This is a genomic window from Pseudomonas sp. R3-18-08, assembly GCF_003852065.1.
Classification (GTDB): Bacteria; Pseudomonadota; Gammaproteobacteria; order Pseudomonadales; family Pseudomonadaceae; genus Aquipseudomonas.
Genome location: NZ_CP027729.1, coordinates 1082960 through 1102654 on the forward strand (window position 1 = coordinate 1082960; position 19695 = coordinate 1102654).

Annotated in this window: 17 protein-coding genes and 1 other RNA gene; all 18 read left to right on the forward strand. The window is 61.4% G+C overall.

What is annotated here, in order from left to right:
* Positions 1–126 precede the first annotated feature (126 nt).
* The 18 genes from rsmI (at position 127) to lpxC (ending at position 19663) form a co-directional block, all read left to right on the forward strand.
* Positions 127–1032: a 16S rRNA (cytidine(1402)-2'-O)-methyltransferase gene (gene rsmI, locus C4J92_RS04905; protein WP_164487515.1), complete on the forward strand. Its 906-nt coding sequence runs from the start codon at positions 127–129 to the stop codon at positions 1030–1032.
* Between the two features lie 96 nt (positions 1033–1128).
* Positions 1129–1482: RNase P RNA component class A (gene rnpB / locus C4J92_RS04910), an RNA gene on the forward strand.
* 354 nt (positions 1483–1836) lie between these two features.
* The gene (gene mraZ, locus C4J92_RS04915; RefSeq protein ID WP_004371993.1) at positions 1837–2292 is read left to right on the forward strand and encodes a division/cell wall cluster transcriptional repressor MraZ; all 456 of its coding nucleotides are present in this window, start codon (positions 1837–1839) and stop codon (positions 2290–2292) included.
* Positions 2289–3236 carry a 16S rRNA (cytosine(1402)-N(4))-methyltransferase RsmH gene (gene rsmH / locus C4J92_RS04920; RefSeq protein WP_164484511.1) on the forward strand — a complete coding sequence of 316 codons (948 nt, stop codon included), beginning with the start codon at positions 2289–2291 and terminating at the stop codon, positions 3234–3236. The genes mraZ and rsmH overlap by 4 nt, the downstream gene beginning before the upstream one ends.
* On the forward strand, positions 3233–3526 hold the full coding sequence (gene ftsL / locus C4J92_RS04925) for a cell division protein FtsL (protein ID WP_124361353.1): 294 nt from the start codon (positions 3233–3235) through the stop codon (positions 3524–3526). The genes rsmH and ftsL overlap by 4 nt, the downstream gene beginning before the upstream one ends.
* A complete protein-coding gene (locus C4J92_RS04930; RefSeq protein ID WP_164485282.1) occupies positions 3526–5268 on the forward strand; it encodes a penicillin-binding protein 2 in 1743 nt (580 codons plus the stop codon). The genes ftsL and C4J92_RS04930 overlap by 1 nt, the downstream gene beginning before the upstream one ends.
* Positions 5268–6731, forward strand: coding sequence for a UDP-N-acetylmuramoyl-L-alanyl-D-glutamate--2,6-diaminopimelate ligase (locus C4J92_RS04935; RefSeq protein ID WP_124403118.1), 1464 nt, complete (start codon positions 5268–5270; stop codon positions 6729–6731). Before C4J92_RS04930 ends, C4J92_RS04935 begins: the two co-directional genes overlap by 1 nt.
* Entirely contained in the window at positions 6724–8094 is a 1371-nt protein-coding gene (gene murF / locus C4J92_RS04940; RefSeq protein WP_124403119.1) for a UDP-N-acetylmuramoyl-tripeptide--D-alanyl-D-alanine ligase, read from the forward strand. The genes C4J92_RS04935 and murF overlap by 8 nt, the downstream gene beginning before the upstream one ends.
* Complete coding sequence (gene mraY / locus C4J92_RS04945; RefSeq protein ID WP_124361357.1) at positions 8094–9176, forward strand: phospho-N-acetylmuramoyl-pentapeptide-transferase; 1083 nt, start codon at positions 8094–8096, stop codon at positions 9174–9176. Before murF ends, mraY begins: the two co-directional genes overlap by 1 nt.
* Positions 9177–9182: 6 nt before the next feature.
* Positions 9183–10529, forward strand: a complete 1347-nt coding sequence (gene murD / locus C4J92_RS04950; RefSeq protein WP_124403120.1) for a UDP-N-acetylmuramoyl-L-alanine--D-glutamate ligase — start codon at positions 9183–9185, stop codon at positions 10527–10529.
* Complete coding sequence (gene ftsW, locus C4J92_RS04955; protein ID WP_124365876.1) at positions 10526–11749, forward strand: putative lipid II flippase FtsW; 1224 nt, start codon at positions 10526–10528, stop codon at positions 11747–11749. Before murD ends, ftsW begins: the two co-directional genes overlap by 4 nt.
* The gene (gene murG / locus C4J92_RS04960) at positions 11739–12809 is read left to right on the forward strand and encodes an undecaprenyldiphospho-muramoylpentapeptide beta-N-acetylglucosaminyltransferase (protein ID WP_124365877.1); all 1071 of its coding nucleotides are present in this window, start codon (positions 11739–11741) and stop codon (positions 12807–12809) included. The genes ftsW and murG overlap by 11 nt, the downstream gene beginning before the upstream one ends.
* Positions 12802–14262, forward strand: coding sequence for a UDP-N-acetylmuramate--L-alanine ligase (murC, locus tag C4J92_RS04965; protein WP_124369687.1), 1461 nt, complete (start codon positions 12802–12804; stop codon positions 14260–14262). Before murG ends, murC begins: the two co-directional genes overlap by 8 nt.
* Positions 14259–15215, forward strand: coding sequence for a D-alanine--D-alanine ligase (locus tag C4J92_RS04970; protein WP_124403121.1), 957 nt, complete (start codon positions 14259–14261; stop codon positions 15213–15215). Before murC ends, C4J92_RS04970 begins: the two co-directional genes overlap by 4 nt.
* Before the next feature lie 4 nt (positions 15216–15219).
* A complete protein-coding gene (locus C4J92_RS04975) occupies positions 15220–16089 on the forward strand; it encodes a cell division protein FtsQ/DivIB (RefSeq protein ID WP_057724625.1) in 870 nt (289 codons plus the stop codon).
* Positions 16090–16104: 15 nt separating this feature from the next.
* The gene (gene ftsA, locus C4J92_RS04980; RefSeq protein WP_057724626.1) at positions 16105–17367 is read left to right on the forward strand and encodes a cell division protein FtsA; all 1263 of its coding nucleotides are present in this window, start codon (positions 16105–16107) and stop codon (positions 17365–17367) included.
* Positions 17368–17442: 75 nt separating this feature from the next.
* On the forward strand, positions 17443–18639 hold the full coding sequence (ftsZ, locus tag C4J92_RS04985; RefSeq protein WP_003216225.1) for a cell division protein FtsZ: 1197 nt from the start codon (positions 17443–17445) through the stop codon (positions 18637–18639).
* Between the two features lie 112 nt (positions 18640–18751).
* Positions 18752–19663, forward strand: coding sequence for a UDP-3-O-acyl-N-acetylglucosamine deacetylase (lpxC, locus tag C4J92_RS04990; protein WP_124403122.1), 912 nt, complete (start codon positions 18752–18754; stop codon positions 19661–19663).
* Positions 19664–19695: the final 32 nt, after the last annotated feature.

A 19695-nucleotide genomic window follows, 5' to 3' on the forward strand; every position in this document is an offset into this window, starting at 1 on the left:
TGGCCCAGGCGCGATGTTCGTGGCGTGAAACCGTGGATTTAGGTCGTGCAATTGTTGCGTTTTACTAACAATGGCTGAAACGACATCCGCCGTGACGGCATATTTTCAGCGCGTTGACGCGCTACAATGTGGCTTTTGCCAACCATCGAGGTGTGCGTTTTGACTGCTCCAGGTCCTTTGAATTCCACTGCAGGCTCGCTTTTTGTCGTGGCGACGCCCATTGGCAACCTGGACGACATCAGTGCCCGGGCATTGAAAGTGTTGCGCGAGGTTAAATTGATCGCGGCGGAAGACACGCGACACTCCCAACGGTTGATGCAGCATTTTGGAATCCCCACGCCACTGGCGGCCTGCCATGAACACAACGAGCGCGAGGAGGGCAGCCGTTTTATCACCCGTTTGCTGGCAGGTGATGATGTTGCGTTGATCTCCGATGCGGGCACGCCGCTGATTTCCGACCCTGGCTACCATCTGGTCCGCCAGGCACGCGCCGCTGGTATCAATGTAGTGCCTGTTCCAGGCGCGTGCGCGCTGATTGCAGCATTATCTGCAGCCGGCTTGCCGTCGGACCGCTTTATCTTCGAAGGCTTTCTGCCCGCCAAGACGGTAGGGCGTCGCGCGCGCTTGCAGGCGCTGAAGGAAGAGCCGCGCACCTTGATTTTCTACGAAGCCCCGCACCGCATCCTGGAATGCCTGCAGGACATGGAGCTGGTGTTCGGCGGAGCGCGCCTGGCGCTGCTGGCTCGCGAGTTGACCAAGACCTTCGAAACCCTCAAGGGCCTGCCGCTGGAAGAGCTGCGCGCATTTGTCGAAGGCGATAGCAATCAGCAGCGCGGAGAATGCGTGGTGCTGGTGGCCGGCTGGACGGCTCCAGAGGATGAAGATGCGGTCGGTAGCGAAGCCATGCGCATCCTCGATTTGCTGCTCAAGGAGATGCCGCTCAAGCGGGCTGCCGCCCTCGCCGCAGAAATTACCGGGGTGCGCAAGAATGTGTTGTATCAGGCGGCGCTGGATAAACAGAAAGCCGAATAGTTCCGGGGCCGGGCCGGTGTTTCGTCCGATGGTGATGGCAATGCTGCACTTTTAATACTTGTCCTGAGGCCGTCGTGCCGTTAACCTGCGCGGCGGAGAGTCGATTGGACAGTCGCTGCCCTCTATGAAAATTAGGGGGGGGAGGAAAGTCCGGGCTCCATAGGGCGAAGTGCCAGGTAATGCCTGGGAGGCGTGAGCCTACGGAAAGTGCCACAGAAAATAACCGCCTAAGCACTTCGGTGCCGGTAAGGGTGAAAAGGTGCGGTAAGAGCGCACCGCACGACTGGCAACAGTTCGTGGCTAGGTAAACCCCACTTGGAGCAAGACCAAATAGGGTCCCAAGGCGTGGCCCGCGCTGGGACCGGGTAGGTTGCTAAAGATGTCCAGTGATGGCCATCGTAGACGAATGACTGTTCAAGACAGAACCCGGCTTATAGATCGACTCTCCACCTTTTTCCTTCCGTCCGAACCTCGGCCAGAAAACCGGTAGCAACGCAAGAATCCCTCCCTGCCAAATCATTGGCAGATGCGTCTTCGTAATACCAAAAAAATCTTACTCTTAATAAATTACTTTAACTCTGGGCCATAGCGCTTTGAGTTATCTGTGCTTGTTAAGTCAAAAACCACGCTGAACTCGGGTTTCTCCTCCCCTTACGCTCGTAAATCTCCGTTCTGTAAGGCTTTTCCGTGTATCCGCGCCTTGACGGTGTGGTGGGCGCATTCCTATAGTGTGCGCAAGTGGCGGAAAGTGGCACAAAGTGGGTTTTTTGAACGTAAAACGCTAAAATTTGGAGAAACGCACCTGTGTTTCGCGGAGCTAATGCTATCAGTCTCGATGCAAAAGGCCGTCTCGCCATGCCGAGCCGGTATCGTGACGAGCTCATTTCGCGAAGTTCGGGGCAGTTAATTATCACGATTGACGCGGTTGACCCTTGTTTGTGTGTGTACCCACTCGATGAGTGGGAGTTGATCGAAACCAAGTTGCGCGCTCTGCCTTCATTGCGTGAAGAAAACCGCCGCCTGCAGCGTTTGCTGATCGGTAATGCCGTCGACCTTGAACTCGATGGCAGCGGTCGTTTCCTGGTGCCGCCGCGTTTGCGCGAATACGCCAGGCTCGACAAGCGCGCAATGCTGGTAGGCCAACTGAACAAGTTCCAATTGTGGGACGAAGATGCCTGGGATGCTGTTTCTGCAGCTGACCTGGCTGCTATTCAACAACCGGGCGCCATGCCTGATGAACTGCGTGATTTGATCCTGTGACTATTGATAGCGGCTTTAACCACATCACCGTACTGCTTGACGAAGCCGTTGAGGCTCTCGCCGTACGCGCGGATGGCTGCTATTTGGATGGCACCTTCGGCAGGGGCGGGCACAGTCGGTTGATACTCAGCCAGCTCGGGCCCAACGGTAAACTCCTCGGGTTCGACAAAGACCCTCAAGCGATTGCCACCGGGCAAGCGCTAGCGGCCGAAGACGGCCGCTTTGTCGTTGTGCAGCGCAGCTTTGCCGAGCTGGGCGCCGAAGTCGCCGAGCGCGGCATGGCGGGCAAGGTGGCCGGGATTCTGCTCGATCTGGGCGTGTCTTCGCCGCAGCTCGATGACCCGGAGCGCGGCTTCAGCTTCATGAACGATGGCCCCCTCGACATGCGCATGGACCCTACCCGTGGCGTCAGCGCCGCGCAGTTCATCGCCACCGCGCCGGTGGAAGAAATTGCCCGGGTGTTCAAGGAGTACGGCGAAGAACGCTTCGCCGGTCGCATGGCCCGCGCCGTGGTCGAGCGCCGCGAAATCCAGCCGTTCGAACGCACCGCTGACCTGGCCGAAGTGCTGAAGGTCGCCAACCCCGCATGGGAGAAGGGCAAGAACCCGGCGACCCGCGCATTCCAAGGCCTGCGCATTCACGTCAACAACGAATTGGGCGATCTGGAGGCTGGCCTCGAGGCTGCCCTGGACGCGTTGGAAGTGGGCGGTCGCCTGGTGGTGATCAGTTTCCATTCCCTGGAAGACCGTATCGTCAAACTGTTCATGCGGCGTCTGGTCAAGGGCGAGTCCGACAACCTGCCGCGCAATCTGCCGGTGCGTTTCGAAGCCTTTGTGCCGAAAATCAAAATCCATGGCAAAGCGCAGTTCGCCTCCGAAGCCGAACTCAAGGCCAACCCACGTTCGCGCAGCGCCGTCATGCGCGTCGCGGAGAAGTTGCGGTGAGCAAGCTTTTCGCCAAACCCCTGCCGGGCGGCAGCTTCTTTATGTTGCTGCTGTTTATAGGCGTGCTGGTGTCCGCGATTGCGGTGTCCTACAGCGCGCATTGGAATCGTCAATTGCTCAATACCCTCTATGGGGAATTGAGTGTGCGCGACAAGGCGCAGGCGGAATGGGGCCGATTGATCCTGGAGCAGAGCACGTGGACGGCCCATAGCCGTATCGAAGTGCTGGCCACCGAACAACTGAAAATGCACATTCCGGGCGCGGCCGACGTACGCATGGTGGCGCCATGATGAAACTTGAAGGCGCACTCTATCCATGGCGCTTCCGCCTGATGCTCGGCTTGCTGGCATTGATGGTGGGTGCGATCGTCTGGCGGATCTTCGACCTGCAGGTCGTCGACCGTGACTTCCTGATCGGCCAGGGCGATGCCCGTAGCCTGCGGCATATTCCGATTCCTGCGCACCGCGGCCTGATTACCGACCGCAACGGCGAGCCTCTGGCCGTGAGTACCCCGGTGACCACCCTGTGGGCCAACGCCAAGGAACTGCAGGTGGCCAAGGACAAGTGGCCCGAACTCGCCGCTGCCCTGGGTCAAGACCGCAAAGCGCTGACCGAACGCCTGGAAGCCCAGGCCAACAAAGAATTCATCTACCTGGTTCGCGGGCTCACCCCGGAGCAGGGCCAGCAAGTGCTCGACCTGAAAATTCCGGGTGTCTATGGCATCGAGGAATTTCGTCGTTTCTATCCGGCCGGTGAAACCACCGCGCACATGGTCGGCTTTACCGATATTGATGACCATGGCCGCGAAGGTGTCGAGCTGGCCTACGACGAGTGGCTGGCCGGCGTTCCCGGCAAGCGCCAGGTCATCAAGGACCGGCGCGGCAGACTGATCAAGGATGTTCAGGTCACCAAGAACGCCAAGGCCGGCAAGCCCTTGGCGTTGTCGATTGACTTGCGTCTGCAGTACCTGGCCAACCGCGAACTGCGTAACGCGATCATCGAGAACGGCGCCAAAGCCGGCAGCCTGGTGATCATGGACGTGAAGACCGGCGAAATTCTCGCCATGGTCAACCAGCCGACCTATAACCCGAACAACCGTCGCAACCTGCAGCCGGCGATGATGCGCAACCGCGCAATGATCGACGTGTTCGAGCCGGGTTCGACCATGAAAGCCATCTCCATGAGTGCCGCCCTGGAAACCGGACGCTGGAAGCCCAGCGACAAGGTCGAGGTGTACCCAGGCACTTTGCAGTTGGGCAAATACACCATCCGCGACGTGTCGCGCACCGAGGGCCCGGTGCTGGATCTGACCGGCATCCTGATCAACTCCAGTAACGTAGGGATGAGTAAGGTCGCCTTCGATATCGGCGGCGAAACCATCTATCACCTGGCGCAAAAAATCGGCCTGGGCCAGCCTACCGGGCTCGATTTCCCAGGTGAGCGCGTCGGCAACCTGCCGAACTACCGCGACTGGAAAAAGGCCGAGACCGCCACGCTGTCTTACGGCTACGGCCTGTCGGTGACCGCGATCCAACTGGCCCATGCTTTCTCGGTATTGGCGAATAATGGCCGAATGGTTCCGCTGAGCCTGATCCATGTGGACGAAGCGCCGAAAGCCACCCAGGTGATCCCGGAAAAAGTCGCCAAGACCATGCAAGGCATGCTGCAACAAGTGATCGAGGCGCCGCGTGGCGTATTCCGCGCCCAGGTGCCGGCCTATCACGTGGCCGGCAAGTCCGGTACCGCGCGTAAAACCTCGGTGGGCACCAAGGGTTATGCGGAAAATTCCTACCGCTCATTGTTCGCCGGTTTCGGCCCGATGAGCGACCCGCGCTACGCCATCGTCGTAGTGATCGATGAACCGAGCAAGGCCGGTTACTTCGGTGGCCTGGTCTCGGCGCCAGTGTTCAGCAAAGTGATGTCCGGCACCCTGCGCCTGATGAACATCACGCCGGACAATCTTGCGCCAACCCAGCAAGCGAACGCCGCACCCCCGGCCGCTGCTGTAAAAGCCAATGGAGGGCGCGGCTGATGTCTCTTAGCCTGAACAAGATTTTTGCCCATGCCGGCCGCGATCTGTTGATTCGCGAGTTGAGCCTGGACAGCCGCAATGTGCGCGCCGGTGACCTGTTCCTGGCCGTGCCCGGTGGCAAGTTCGATGGCCGTGCGCATATTGCCGATGCCCTGCAACGTGGTGCTGCCGCTGTTGCTTATGAAGTGGAAGGCGCTACTGTGCTGCCGATCACCGATGTGCCGTTGATTCCAGTCAAGGGCTTGGCCGCGCAGTTGTCCGACATTGCCGGGCGCTTCTACGGTGAACCGAGCCGCCACCTGAACCTGGTGGGCGTGACCGGCACCAACGGCAAGACCAGCGTGACTCAACTGGTTGCCCAGGCCCTGGACCTGCTGGGTCAGCACTGCGGCATCGTCGGTACCCTGGGCACCGGCTTCTATGGTGCGCTGCAAAGCGGCCTGCACACCACGCCGAATCCGATTGCCGTGCAGGCGACCCTGGCTGACCTGAAAAAAGCCGGCGCCAAGGCGGTTGCCATGGAAGTGTCGTCCCATGGTCTCGACCAGGGCCGTGTCACGGCCCTGGCGTTTGACGTGGCGGTGATGACCAACCTGTCCCGCGACCACCTCGATTACCACGGCACCATGGACGCGTATGCAGCGGCCAAGGCCAAGCTGTTCGCCTGGAATCACCTGAAGTGCCGGGTAGTGAACCTGGATGATGCCTTCGGTCGCCAACTGGCAGCTCAAGACAGCGAAGCGCGCTTGATCAGCTATAGCCTGGAAGACACTCGTGCGTACCTGTACTGCCGCGAAGCCCAGTTCAGCGACGAGGGCGTGCGCGCCACCCTGGTAACGCCACAAGGCGAGCACCATTTGCGCAGCACGCTGCTCGGGCGTTTCAACCTGAGCAACGTATTGGCAGCCATCGGCGCCTTGCTCGGCCTGGATTACGCCCTCGACGAAATTCTGAAAGTACTGCCCAAGCTGGAAGGCCCGGCCGGCCGCATGCAGCGCCTGGGTGGCGGTACGCAACCGTTGGTGGTGGTCGATTATGCCCACACCCCTGATGCACTGGAAAAAGTCCTGCTGGCCCTGCGCCCGCACGCCAAGGGCAAGCTGTTGTGTCTGTTCGGCTGCGGCGGCGACCGTGATCGCGGCAAGCGCCCGTTGATGGCCGAGATTGTCGAGCGCCTGGCCGACGGCGTGCTGGTGACCGACGACAATCCGCGCAGCGAAGACCCCAGCCGGATTTTCGACGATATACGCGAAGGCTTCAAAGACACTGCCAGCGTCACGTTCGTGGCGGGTCGCGGCGCAGCCATTGCCCAATTGATCGCCAGTGCCAGCGCGGATGACGTGGTGGTGCTGGCCGGCAAGGGGCATGAGGATTACCAGGAAATCAATGGCGAGCGCCATGCCTTCTCCGATCTGGTCGAGGCGGGTCACGCCCTGGCCGCCTGGGAGGTCGCCCATGCTTAAGCCGATGACCTTCAGCGAACTGGCCCAGGCGTTGTCGGCCCGGGTGCTGTCGGGCGATTGCACGTTCGACGGCGTCAGTATCGACAGTCGCAATATCCAGCCCGGCCAGCTGTTCATCGCACTCACAGGCCCGCGGTTTGACGGTCACGACTACCTGAACGACGTCGCCGCCAAAGGCGCCGTGGGTGCCCTGGTGCAACGTGAAGTGGCGCACGCCACGTTGCCACAGTTGCTGGTCGCCGATACCCGCTTGGCCTTGGGCCAATTGGGCGCGCTGAACCGTGCCGCGTTCGACAAGCCGATTGCCGCGATCACCGGCTCCAGTGGCAAGACCACCGTCAAGGAACTGTTGGCCGGCGTACTGCGCACGCGCGGGCCGGTACTCGCCACCCGGGGCAACCTGAACAATGATTTCGGCGCACCGCTGACCCTGCTCGAACTGGCCCCGGAACACACGGCGGCAGTCATCGAGCTGGGCGCTTCACGCGTCGGTGAGATTGCCTACACCGTGGCGCTGACCAAGCCCCATGTCGCGGTTATCAACAATGCCGGTACCGCCCACGTCGGTGAATTCGGTGGCCCGGAAAAGATCGTCGAAGCCAAGGGTGAAATTCTCGAAGGCCTCGACGCTTCGGGCACCGCTGTACTGAATCTTGACGACAAGGCTTTCGAGACCTGGCGCGTACGCGCGGCCGGTCGCAAGGTGCTGACCTTTGCGGTGCACAACGCCGCAGCCGATTTTCATGCCAGCGACATCACCGTCGATGCGCGTGGTTGCCCGTCCTTCACCTTGCACACGCCGCAAGGCAGTGAACACGTGCAACTGAACCTGCTGGGCAACCATAACGTTGCCAACGCCTTGGCCGCTGCCGCTGCCGCCCATGCCTTGGGTGTGTCGTTGTTCGGCATCGCCACAGGCTTGGGCGCAGTGCAGCCGGTCAAAGGACGCACCGTCGCGCAATTGGCCACCAACGGCATGCGCGTGATCGATGACACTTACAACGCCAACCCGTCGTCCGTGAACGCCGCCGTGGATCTGCTCAGAGGCTTTGATGGCCGCAAGGTGCTGGTACTCGGCGACATCGGCGAATTGGGCGAGTGGGCTGAACAAGGGCACCGCGAAGTCGGCGCCTATGCCGCCGATAAAGTCGACGCGTTCTACGCCGTCGGCCCGAACATGGCGCACGCGGTAAACGCCTTCGGCCCCGGTGCGCGGCACTTTGCGACCCAGGGCGAATTGATCCAGGCGTTGGCTGCGGCTGAACACGACACACACACAACCATTTTGATCAAGGGATCGCGCAGCGCGGTGATGGAAAACGTCGTCGCAGCCTTGTGTGGCTCAAGTACGGAGAAACATTAATGCTGCTGCTGCTGGCTGAGTATCTGCAACAGTTCCACAAAGGCTTCGCGGTCTTTCAGTACCTGACCCTGCGCGGGATCCTGGGTGTGCTGACCGCGCTGTGTTTGTCGCTGTTTCTGGGGCCGTGGATGATCCGCACCCTGCAGAACCTGCAAATTGGTCAATCGGTTCGCAATGACGGCCCGCAGTCGCACCTGTCCAAGTCCGGCACCCCGACCATGGGCGGCGCGTTGATCCTGTCGTCCATCGGCGTCAGCACCGTGCTCTGGGCTGACCTGCATAACCGCTACGTGTGGGTGGTGCTGCTGGTGACCCTGCTGTTCGGCGCCATCGGCTGGGTGGATGACTACCGTAAAGTGATCGAGAAGAATTCCAAGGGGCTGCCGAGCCGCTGGAAGTACTTCTGGCAGTCGGTATTCGGCCTGGCGGCGGCAATCTTCCTGTACACCACCGCACCAAGCGCCGTGGAAACCACCTTGATCATCCCGATGCTCAAGGACGCCAGCATTCCACTGGGCATCGGTTTCGTGGTGCTGACCTATTTCGTTATCGTCGGATCGAGCAACGCGGTCAACCTGACTGATGGCCTCGACGGCCTGGCGATCATGCCGACGGTGATGGTCGGCGGCGCCCTCGGCATTTTCTGCTACCTGTCGGGTAACGTGAAGTTCGCCGAGTACCTGCTGATTCCCTACGTACCGGGTGCGGGTGAGCTGATCGTGTTCTGCGGCGCGCTGATCGGCGCCGGCCTGGGCTTCCTGTGGTTCAACACCTACCCGGCACAAGTCTTCATGGGCGACGTCGGCGCACTCGCACTGGGCGCGGCGCTGGGCACCATCGCGGTGATCGTGCGCCAGGAAATCGTGCTGTTCATCATGGGCGGTGTGTTCGTGATGGAAACCCTGTCGGTGGTCATCCAGGTGGCTTCCTTCAAATTGACCGGGCGCCGTGTATTTCGTATGGCGCCAATTCACCACCACTTTGAACTCAAGGGCTGGCCCGAGCCACGCGTGATCGTCCGTTTCTGGATCATCACCGTGATTCTGGTACTGGTCGGCCTTGCCACCCTGAAACTGAGGTAGAAACGAGTGTCCCTGATCGCTTCAGACCACTTCCGCATCGTTGTCGGCCTCGGCAAGAGCGGCATGTCCCTGGTTCGCTTCCTGGCGAACCGGGGCACGTCGTTTGCCGTGGCCGATACGCGGGAAAATCCACCGGGGCTGGTCACGCTGCGCCGTGACTACCCGCACGTGGAAGTGCGTTGTGGCGAATTGGACGTCGAATTTCTGTGCCGCGCCGATGAGCTTTACGTGAGCCCCGGCCTGGCGTTGGCCACACCGGCCCTGCAAGCGGCAGCGGCGCGTGGCGTGAAGCTGTCCGGCGATATCGACCTGTTTGCGCGTCACGCCAAGGCACCGATCGTGGCGATCAGCGGTTCCAACGCGAAAAGCACCGTGACCACCCTGGTCGGCGAAATGGCGACGGCTGCCGGCAAGCGTGTGGCGGTGGGCGGCAACCTTGGGGTGCCGGCGCTGGACCTGCTCAGCGACGACGTCGAGTTGTACGTGATGGAGTTGTCGAGCTTCCAGCTGGAAACCACCCATGACCTCGGTGCCGAAGTGGCGACCGTGTTGAACGTCAGCGAAGACCATATGGACCGCTACAGCGGCCTGCCGGCGTATCACCTGGCCAAGCATCGTATCTTCCGGGGCGCCAAGCAGTTTGTGGTCAACCGCCAGGATGCCTTGAGCCGTCCACTGATAGGCGAAGGCATGCCTTGCTGGACGTTTGGTCTGAGCAAGCCTGATTTCAAAGCCTTTGGCATTCGCGAAGAGAACGGCGAGAAATACCTGGCCTTCGAATTCCAGAACCTGATGCCGGTGCGCGAGTTGAAAGTTCGTGGCGCCCATAACCAGTCCAACGCCCTGGCGGCCTTGGCGCTCGGCCACGCGGTGGGCCTGCCCTTCGACGCTATGCTCGCCAGCCTGCGCACCTTCGCCGGCCTTGAGCATCGCTGCCAGTGGGTGCGCGACCTCGACGGCGTCAGCTATTACAACGACTCCAAAGCCACCAACGTCGGCGCTGCCCTGGCGGCCATCGAAGGCCTGGGTGCCGATATCGACGGCAAGCTGGTACTGATCGCCGGTGGCGACGGCAAAGGTGCCGACTTCAAGGACCTTAAAGCGCCGGTCGCTGCGCATTGCCGCGCCGTGGTGCTGATGGGCCGTGATGCGGACCTGATCGCCGCAGCCCTGGGCGACGCGGTGCCGCAAGTGCGCGCTACCTCCCTGGACGACGCGATCGCCCAGTGCAAAGCCCTGGCCCAGCCGGGTGATGCGGTGCTGCTGTCGCCGGCCTGCGCCAGCTTCGACATGTTCAAGAACTATGAAGAGCGCGGCCAGCTGTTCGCCCGCGCCGTGGAGGCTTTGGCATGAGCCTCAACCTGAAAAACATCATCAAGCCGTACCCGTCGCCGATCATTACCGGGCGCGGCATCGACCTGGATTTCCCGATGCTCGCCGGTTGCCTGGCGCTGCTCGGCCTGGGCCTGGTGATGATCACCTCGGCGTCCTCCGAAGTGGCCGCCGTGCAGTCGGGCAACACCCTGTACATGATGATCCGTCACCTGGTGTACCTGGTGATCGGCCTCGGCGCGTGCATCGTCACCATGATGATTCCGATCGCTACGTGGCAGCGCCTGGGTTGGCTGATGCTGATCGGGGCGTTCGGCTTGCTGGTGATGGTGATCCTGCCCGGCATCGGCCGCGAGGTGAACGGTTCGATGCGCTGGATCGGCTTCGGTGCCTTCAACGTGCAACCCTCGGAAATCGCCAAGGTGTTCGTGGTGATCTACCTGGCCGGCTACCTGGTGCGCCGTCAGAAAGAAGTGCGCGAAAGCTGGATGGGCTTTTTCAAGCCATTCATCGTGCTGCTGCCCATGGCCGGTCTGCTGCTGATGGAGCCCGACTTCGGTGCCACCGTGGTGATGATGGGCGCCGCCGCCGCGATGCTGTTCCTGGGTGGCGTCGGCCTGTTTCGCTTCACCTTGATGGTGGTGCTGGCGGTCGCGGCCGTGACGGTGCTGGTGCAGGCGCAACCCTACCGGATGGCCCGTCTGATTACCTTTACCGACCCATGGTCCGACCAGTTCGGTTCCGGCTACCAGTTGACCCAGGCGCTGATTGCCTTCGGTCGCGGCGAGTGGCTGGGCGTGGGCCTGGGCAACAGTGTGCAGAAGCAGTTCTACCTGCCCGAAGCGCACACCGACTTCGTGTTCTCGGTACTGGCCGAGGAACTGGGCGTGGTCGGTTCGCTGTGCACCGTCGCGTTGTTCGTGTTCGTGTGTGTACGCGGCATGTACATCGGCTTGTGGGCCGAGAGGGCCAAACAGTATTTCGCCGCCTATGTGGCGTACGGCTTGTCGTTCCTGTGGATCGGCCAGTTCCTGATCAATATCGGCGTGAACGTCGGGCTGCTGCCGACCAAGGGCCTGACCTTGCCGTTCCTCAGTTATGGCGGCAGTTCGTTGGTGATTTGCTGCGCCTGCCTTGGCTTGTTGTTGCGCATCGAGTGGGAGAGTCGTACTCACCTGGGCAGCGAAGAGATGGAGTTCAGCGAAAGCGACTTCGCCGAGGAGCCGACCCATGGGCGCTAACGTGCTGATCATGGCTGGCGGCACCGGGGGCCATGTGTTCCCGGCCCTGGCCTGCGCGCGCGAATTCCAGAACCGTGGCTACAGCGTGCACTGGTTGGGAACGCCGCGTGGCATCGAGAATGAGCTGGTGCCGAACGCCGGATTGCCGCTGCACCTGATCAACGTCACGGGCTTGCGTGGCAAGGGCAAGTTGTCGCTGCTCAAGGCGCCGTTCGTGTTGCTCAAGGCGGTATGGCAGGCACGCCAGGTCATCCGTGAGTTGCAGCCTGTGTGTGTGCTCGGCTTTGGCGGTTATGTGACCGGCCCCGGTGGCGTGGCGGCAAAACTCGCCGGTGTCCCCGTGATCGTGCATGAACAGAACGCCGTCGCCGGTACCGCCAACCGTTTGCTGGTGCCATTGGCCGCGCGGGTGTGTGAAGCCTTCCCGAATACCTTCAGCGCGTCGAGCAAGCGCCGTACCACCGGCAACCCGGTGCGCACCGAGCTGTTCATGGACATCGCCCGCCAGGCGCTGGTCGGACGCAAGGCGCACCTGCTGATCCTCGGCGGAAGCCTGGGCGCCGAGCCGCTGAACAAATTGCTGCCGGAGGCGCTGGCGCAACTCCCTGTGGAATTGCGGCCTGAGATCTTCCACCAAGCCGGCAAGCACCACGATGAAGTCACCGCCACGCGCTATCGCGAGGCCGGTGTCGAGGCGACTGTGCAGCCCTTCATCAAAGACATGGCCCACGCCTATGGCTGGGCCGACCTGGTGGTCTGTCGCGCTGGTGCGCTGACCGTCAGTGAACTGGCCGCCGCCGGTCTGCCGTCGTTGCTGGTGCCTCTGCCCCATGCAATCGACGATCACCAGACCCGCAACGCCGAATATTTGGCCGGGGAGGGCGCTGCCTTCCTGCTGCCGCAAAGAACGACTGGCGCCGCCGATTTGGCCGCACGCCTGACCGAGGTTTTGATGCAACCGGAACGACTCAACAGCATGGCGAGCACCGCAAGCCGCCTGGCCAAACCTGACGCAACCCGCACCGTGGTCGATATCTGCCTGGAGGTGGCCCATGGTTGAGAATCAGAAAGCCATGCCGCAACCGGAAATGCGCCGCATCCGTCGCATCCACTTCGTCGGTATCGGCGGCGTGGGCATGTGCGGGATTGCCGAAGTATTGCTGAACCTGGGCTATCAGGTGTCCGGCTCTGACTTGAAAGAGTCGCCGGTCACCGAGCGCCTGAAGTCCTTTGGCGCGCAGATCTTCATCGGCCACCGCGCCGAGAACGCCGCCGAGGCGGATGTGCTGGTGGTGTCCAGCGCTGTGAACACGTCCAACCCGGAAGTGGCTACCGCCCTCGAGCGCCGTATTCCGGTGGTGCCGCGTGCCGAGATGCTCGCCGAGCTGATGCGCTACCGCCACGGCATCGCCGTCGCCGGTACCCATGGCAAGACCACCACCACCAGCCTGATCGCCTCGGTGTTCGCCGCCGGTGGCCTGGACCCGACCTTCGTCATCGGTGGCCGCCTGAATGCAGCCGGCACCAATGCCCAGCTCGGCACCAGCCGCTACCTGATCGCCGAAGCCGATGAAAGCGACGCGAGCTTCCTGCACCTGCAACCGCTGGTCGCCGTCGTCACCAACATCGACGAAGACCACATGGCAACCTACGACGGTGACTTCAACAAGTTGAAGAAAACCTTCGTCGATTTCCTGCACAACCTGCCGTTCTACGGGTTGGCCGTGGTGTGCCTGGACGATCCGGTGGTGCGCGAGATTCTGCCGCAGGTCAAGCGTCCTACCGTGACCTACGGCTTCAGCGAAGACGCCGACGTGCGCGCGATCAATGTGCGCCAGGAAGGCATGCAAACCTTCTTCACCGTGCTGCGCCCCGACCGCGAGCCGCTGGATGTGTCGGTCAACATGCCGGGCAACCACAACGTACTGAACTCCCTGGCGACCATCTGCATCGCAACCGATGAAGGCGTCAGCGATGAAGCCATCGTCGAAGGCCTGTCGCGCTTTGCCGGTGTCGGCCGCCGCTTCCAGGTCTACGGCCAGCTGCCGGTTGAAGGCGGTGAGGTGATGCTGGTGGATGATTACGGTCACCACCCCACCGAAGTCGCCGCCGTGATCAAGGCCGTGCGCGGTGGCTGGCCGGAGCGTCGCCTGGTGATGGTCTACCAGCCGCACCGCTACAGCCGCACCCGTGACCTGTACGACGACTTCGTCAATGTATTGGCCGATGCCAACGTGCTGTTGCTGATGGAGGTGTACCCGGCCGGTGAAGAACCGATTCCGGGCGCCGACAGCCGCAAGCTGTGCAACAGCATCCGTCAGCGTGGGCAGTTGGACCCGATCTACATCGAGCGGGGCGTCGACCTGGCGCCGATCGTCAAGCCGCTGCTGCGCGCCGGCGACATCCTGCTGTGCCAGGGTGCCGGTGATATCGGTGGCCTCGCGCCCAAATTGCTGGCCAGTCCATTGTTCGTAAAAGAAGCGCTTGCTGCCGAAAAGGGGAAGTCGAAATGATCACTGACTACGCCTCCCTGTTCTCCACTGTCGCGCCTGCCGACTTCGGCCGCGTTGCCGTGCTGTTCGGCGGTAAGAGCGCCGAGCGCGAAGTGTCGCTCAAGTCTGGCAATGCGGTGCTTGAAGCGCTGCAAAGCGCCGGTGTGAACGCATTCGGCATCGACGTGGGCGATGATTTCCTCGCCCGCCTGCTGGCCGAAAAGATCGACCGCGCCTTCATCATTCTCCACGGCCGTGGCGGTGAAGACGGCAGCATGCAGGGCCTGCTGGAGTGCGCCGGCATCCCCTATACCGGCAGCGGCATCCTGGCATCGGCACTGGCGATGGACAAGCTGCGCACCAAGCAGGTGTGGCACAGCCTGGGCATTCCTACACCACGTCACGCCGTGTTGCGCAGCGAGGAAGATTGTATTTGCGCAGCCAAGGAACTGGGCCTGCCTTTGATCGTCAAACCTGCCCATGAAGGCTCCAGTATTGGCATGGCCAAAGTGAACTCGGCCGCTGAATTGATCGACGCATGGAAAGCGGCAAGTACCTACGATTCGCAAGTGTTGGTGGAACAGTGGATCCAGGGTCCCGAGTACACCATCGCCACCCTGCGTGGCCAGGTATTGCCGCCTATCGCATTGGGCACGCCCCACACTTTTTACGATTACGACGCCAAGTACGTGGCCTCCGATACCCAGTACCGGATCCCCTGCGGCCTTGACGCAACCAGGGAACAGCAATTGATGGACCTCACGGCGCAAGCCTGTGAGGCGCTGGGTATCGCCGGTTGGGGGCGGGCAGACGTGATGCAGGATGACCAAGGGAATTTCTGGTTCCTGGAAGTCAACACCGCCCCCGGGATGACCGACCACAGCCTGGTCCCTATGGCCGCCCGTGCCGCCGGCCTGGATTTCCAGCAGTTGGTGCTGGCGATCCTGGCCGACAGCATTGAGCCAAGAGGCTAAGCACATGAAAGGCGCATCGCTTCGTCATCAGCCCCCACAAGCACCGAGCCGCAAGCCGGTGCCACGGGGTGCCAGCCGCATGGTGGCCAAAGAGCCGATGTCGGCGCGCCTGCCCAAAGCCAACTTTGGTTTCATCAAGGCGCTGTTCTGGCCGGTGTTGCTGGTAGTACTGGGCTTTGGCACCTACGAAGGGGCGCAGCGTCTGTTGCCGTATGCCGACCGGCCGATCACCAAGATCAGCGTGCAGGGCGACTTGAGCTACATCAGCCAGCAAGCGGTACAGCAGCGCATCAGCCCGTTCCTGGCGGCGAGCTTCTTTACCATTGACCTGGCCGGCATGCGCGCAGAGCTGGAACAAATGCCGTGGATCGCCCATGCCGAAGTCCGCCGCGTATGGCCGGACCAGGTAACGATCCGCCTGGAAGAACAGCTGCCCGTGGCCCGCTGGGGCGATGGTGCGCTGTTGAACAACCAGGGCCAGGCATTTGCGCCGCGTGAAGTGGCGAATTATGAGCACCTGCCGCAGCTGTTCGGGCCGCAGCGGGCGCAACAGCAAGTGATGCAGCAGTACCAGGCCTTGAGCCAGATGCTGCGGCCACTGGGCTTCTCCATCGCACGCCTGGAATTGCGTGAGCGGGGCAGCTGGTTTCTGACGACCGGGGCAGGCAGTTCCGGCCCGGGCATCGAGTTGTTGCTGGGACGCGACCGCTTGGTGGAAAAGATGCGCCGCTTTATTGCCATCTATGAAAAAACCTTGAAAGAACAGATTACGAACATTGCGAGCGTCGACCTGCGTTACGCCAACGGCCTGGCCGTCGGTTGGCGTGTACCGGTAGCGCCCACGGCAGCACAACCCGCTGTCGCGAAGAATTAAGAAGAGGCAGGACCCATGGCAAACGTGCAAAGCGGCAAAATGATCGTCGGTCTCGATATCGGCACCTCCAAGGTGGTGGCGCTGGTGGGCGAGGTCGGTGAAGATGGCACGATCGAAATCGTCGGTATTGGCACGCATCCGTCCCGGGGCCTGAAGAAGGGCGTGGTGGTGAACATCGAGTCCACCGTGCAATCGATCCAGCGCGCCATCGAAGAAGCGCAGCTGATGGCCGGTTGCCGGATCCACTCGGCGTTCGTCGGCGTGGCCGGCAACCATATCCGCAGCCTGAACTCCCACGGCATCGTGGCGATCCGCGACCGTGAAGTCAGCGCGGCCGACCTTGAGCGCGTCCTCGACGCCGCCCAGGCCGTGGCGATCCCGGCTGACCAGCGCGTGTTGCACACCTTGCCCCAGGACTACGTGATCGATAACCAGGAGGGCGTTCGCGAGCCACTGGGCATGTCGGGCGTGCGTCTGGAAGCCAAGGTCCACGTAGTGACCTGCGCCGTCAACGCCGCGCAGAACATTGAAAAATGCGTGCGTCGCTGCGGCCTCGAAATCGACGACATCATTCTTGAGCAGTTGGCGTCGGCCTACTCGGTGCTGACCGACGACGAAAAAGAACTGGGCGTGTGCCTGGTGGACATCGGCGGCGGCACCACCGATATCGCGATCTTCACCGAGGGTGCGATCCGTCACACCGCCGTGATCCCGATTGCCGGCGACCAGGTCACCAACGACATCGCCATGGCGTTGCGCACACCGACCCAGTACGCCGAAGAAATCAAGATCCGCTACGCCTGCGCCCTGGCCAAGCTGGCCGGTGCCGGTGAAACCATCAAGGTGCCAAGCGTCGGCGACCGTCCACCGCGCGAGTTGTCGCGCCAGGCCTTGGCCGAAGTGGTCGAGCCGCGCTACGACGAGCTGTTCACCCTGATCCAGGCTGAGCTGCGCCGCAGCGGCTACGAAGATTTGATCCCGGCCGGCATCGTGCTGACCGGTGGCACCTCGAAGATGGAAGGCGCGGTCGAACTGGCCGAAGAGATCTTCCACATGCCGGTGCGCCTGGGCGTGCCCCATGGCGTCAAAGGCCTCGGCGACGTGGTGCGCAACCCGATTTATTCCACCGGTGTGGGCTTGCTGTTGTACGGGCTGCAAAAGCAGACCGATGGCATTTCCCTGTCGGGCCCGAGCATCCGTGACAGCTACCGCAGCGATGACGAAGCGAAAGCGCCGTTGTTCGAGCGGTTGCAGGCTTGGGTAAAAGGCAATTTCTGAAGATTTACCGCGACACCGCAACACCCGTAATAAGCAGTAGGCGAAAAAACTAGAGAAAACGAAAGGAGAGGGAACATGTTTGAACTCGTAGACAACATCCCCGCTAGCCCGGTTATCAAAGTAATCGGTGTCGGCGGTGGCGGCGGCAACGCTGTCAACCATATGGTCAAGAGCAACATTGAAGGCGTTGAATTCATCTGCGCCAACACTGATGCCCAGGCGCTGAAAAGCATCGGCGCGCGGACCATCCTGCAATTGGGCACAGCCGTGACCAAGGGCCTCGGCGCTGGCGCCAATCCGGAAGTCGGCCGCCAAGCCGCCCTGGAAGACCGCGAGCGTATTGCCGAAGTGCTGCAAGGCACCAACATGGTGTTCATCACCACCGGCATGGGCGGCGGTACCGGTACCGGTGCAGCGCCGATCATTGCCGAAGTGGCCAAGGAAATGGGGATTCTGACCGTCGCTGTTGTGACCCGTCCGTTCCCGTTCGAAGGCCGCAAGCGCATGCAGATCGCCGACGAAGGCATCCGTCTGCTGTCTGAAAGCGTCGACTCGTTGATCACCATTCCCAACGAGAAGCTGCTGACCATCCTGGGCAAGGACGCCAGCCTGCTGTCCGCGTTCGCCAAGGCAGACGATGTACTGGCCGGTGCCGTTCGCGGTATCTCCGACATCATCAAGCGTCCCGGCATGATCAACGTCGACTTTGCCGACGTGCGTACCGTGATGAGCGAAATGGGCATGGCGATGATGGGTACCGGCTGCGCCAGCGGTCCGAACCGTGCACGCGAAGCCACCGAAGCCGCCATCCGCAACCCGCTGCTGGAAGACGTGAACCTGCAAGGTGCGCGCGGCATCCTGGTGAATATCACCGCAGGTCCTGACCTGTCCCTGGGTGAGTACTCCGACGTGGGTAGCATCATCGAAGCCTTCGCGTCCGAGCACGCCATGGTCAAGGTCGGCACCGTTATCGACCCGGACATGCGCGACGAACTGCACGTAACCGTGGTTGCGACCGGCCTGGGTGCAAAAATCGAGAAGCCTGTAAAGGTCATCGACAATACCGTCCATACCAGCCACGCAAGCCAGCAAGCGGCCGCTCCAGCGCCTTCGCGCCAGGAACTGCCGTCGGTGAACTACCGTGACCTGGACCGTCCGACCGTGATGCGCAACCAGGCTCAGGCCGGTGCTGCGGCGTCCCGTAGCCCGAATCCGCAAGACGATCTGGACTACCTGGACATCCCGGCATTCCTGCGTCGTCAGGCCGATTAATGGAATGTATCAGGGCTATGAAGGTGATTGGTGTTCAGCAAAGGTCTGGTCTGCTATTATCGCCAGCCTTTGTTGATACCAGTTCGCAATTTGCGCTGAAGCGGTCCAAGCCATGATTAAACAACGCACCCTGAAGAATATTATTCGTGCCACAGGTGTAGGTCTGCACTCCGGGGAGAAGGTATACCTGACCCTCAAGCCCGCACCTGTCGACACCGGCATCGTGTTTGTGCGTGCCGACCTGGACCCTGTGGTGCAGATACCTGCTCGCGCGGAAAACGTTGGCGAAACCACTATGTCGACCACGCTGGTCAACGGTGACGTCAAAGTGGACACGGTGGAGCACTTGCTCTCGGCCATGGCCGGTTTGGGCATCGATAACGCCTACGTCGAGCTCTCCGCGTCCGAAGTCCCGATCATGGATGGCAGCGCTGGACCCTTCGTATTCCTGATTCAATCTGCCGGCCTGGAAGAACAGAACGCAGCCAAGAAGTTCATTCGCATTCTGCGGGAAGTGACAGTAGAAGACGGCGACAAGCGCGCCACCTTCGTCCCGTTCGAAGGCTTTAAAGTGAGCTTTGAGATCGATTTCGATCACCCGGTATTCCGTGACCGCACCCAAAGTGCAAGCGTGGATTTTTCCAGCACTTCGTTCGTAAAAGAAGTCAGCCGCGCCCGTACCTTTGGTTTCATGAGTGACATCGAGTACCTGCGCAAGCACAACCTCGCACTCGGCGGCAGCGTTGAAAACGCCATTGTGGTCGACGCGGATGGTGTACTGAACGAAGACGGCCTTCGCTATGAAGATGAATTCGTGAAGCACAAGATCCTCGATGCAATCGGTGACCTCTACCTGCTGGGCAATAGCCTGATAGGCGAGTTCAAAGGCTTCAAGTCGGGCCACGCCCTTAACAACCAGCTGCTGCGCAAGTTGATTGAGCAGACAGACGCTTGGGAAGTCGTGACCTTCGAAGATGCCAGCACCGCACCGATCTCTTACATGCGTCCCGTTGCGGCGGTGTAAGTAACAACTCTCTTCTTTAGTTTTAAAGGCTG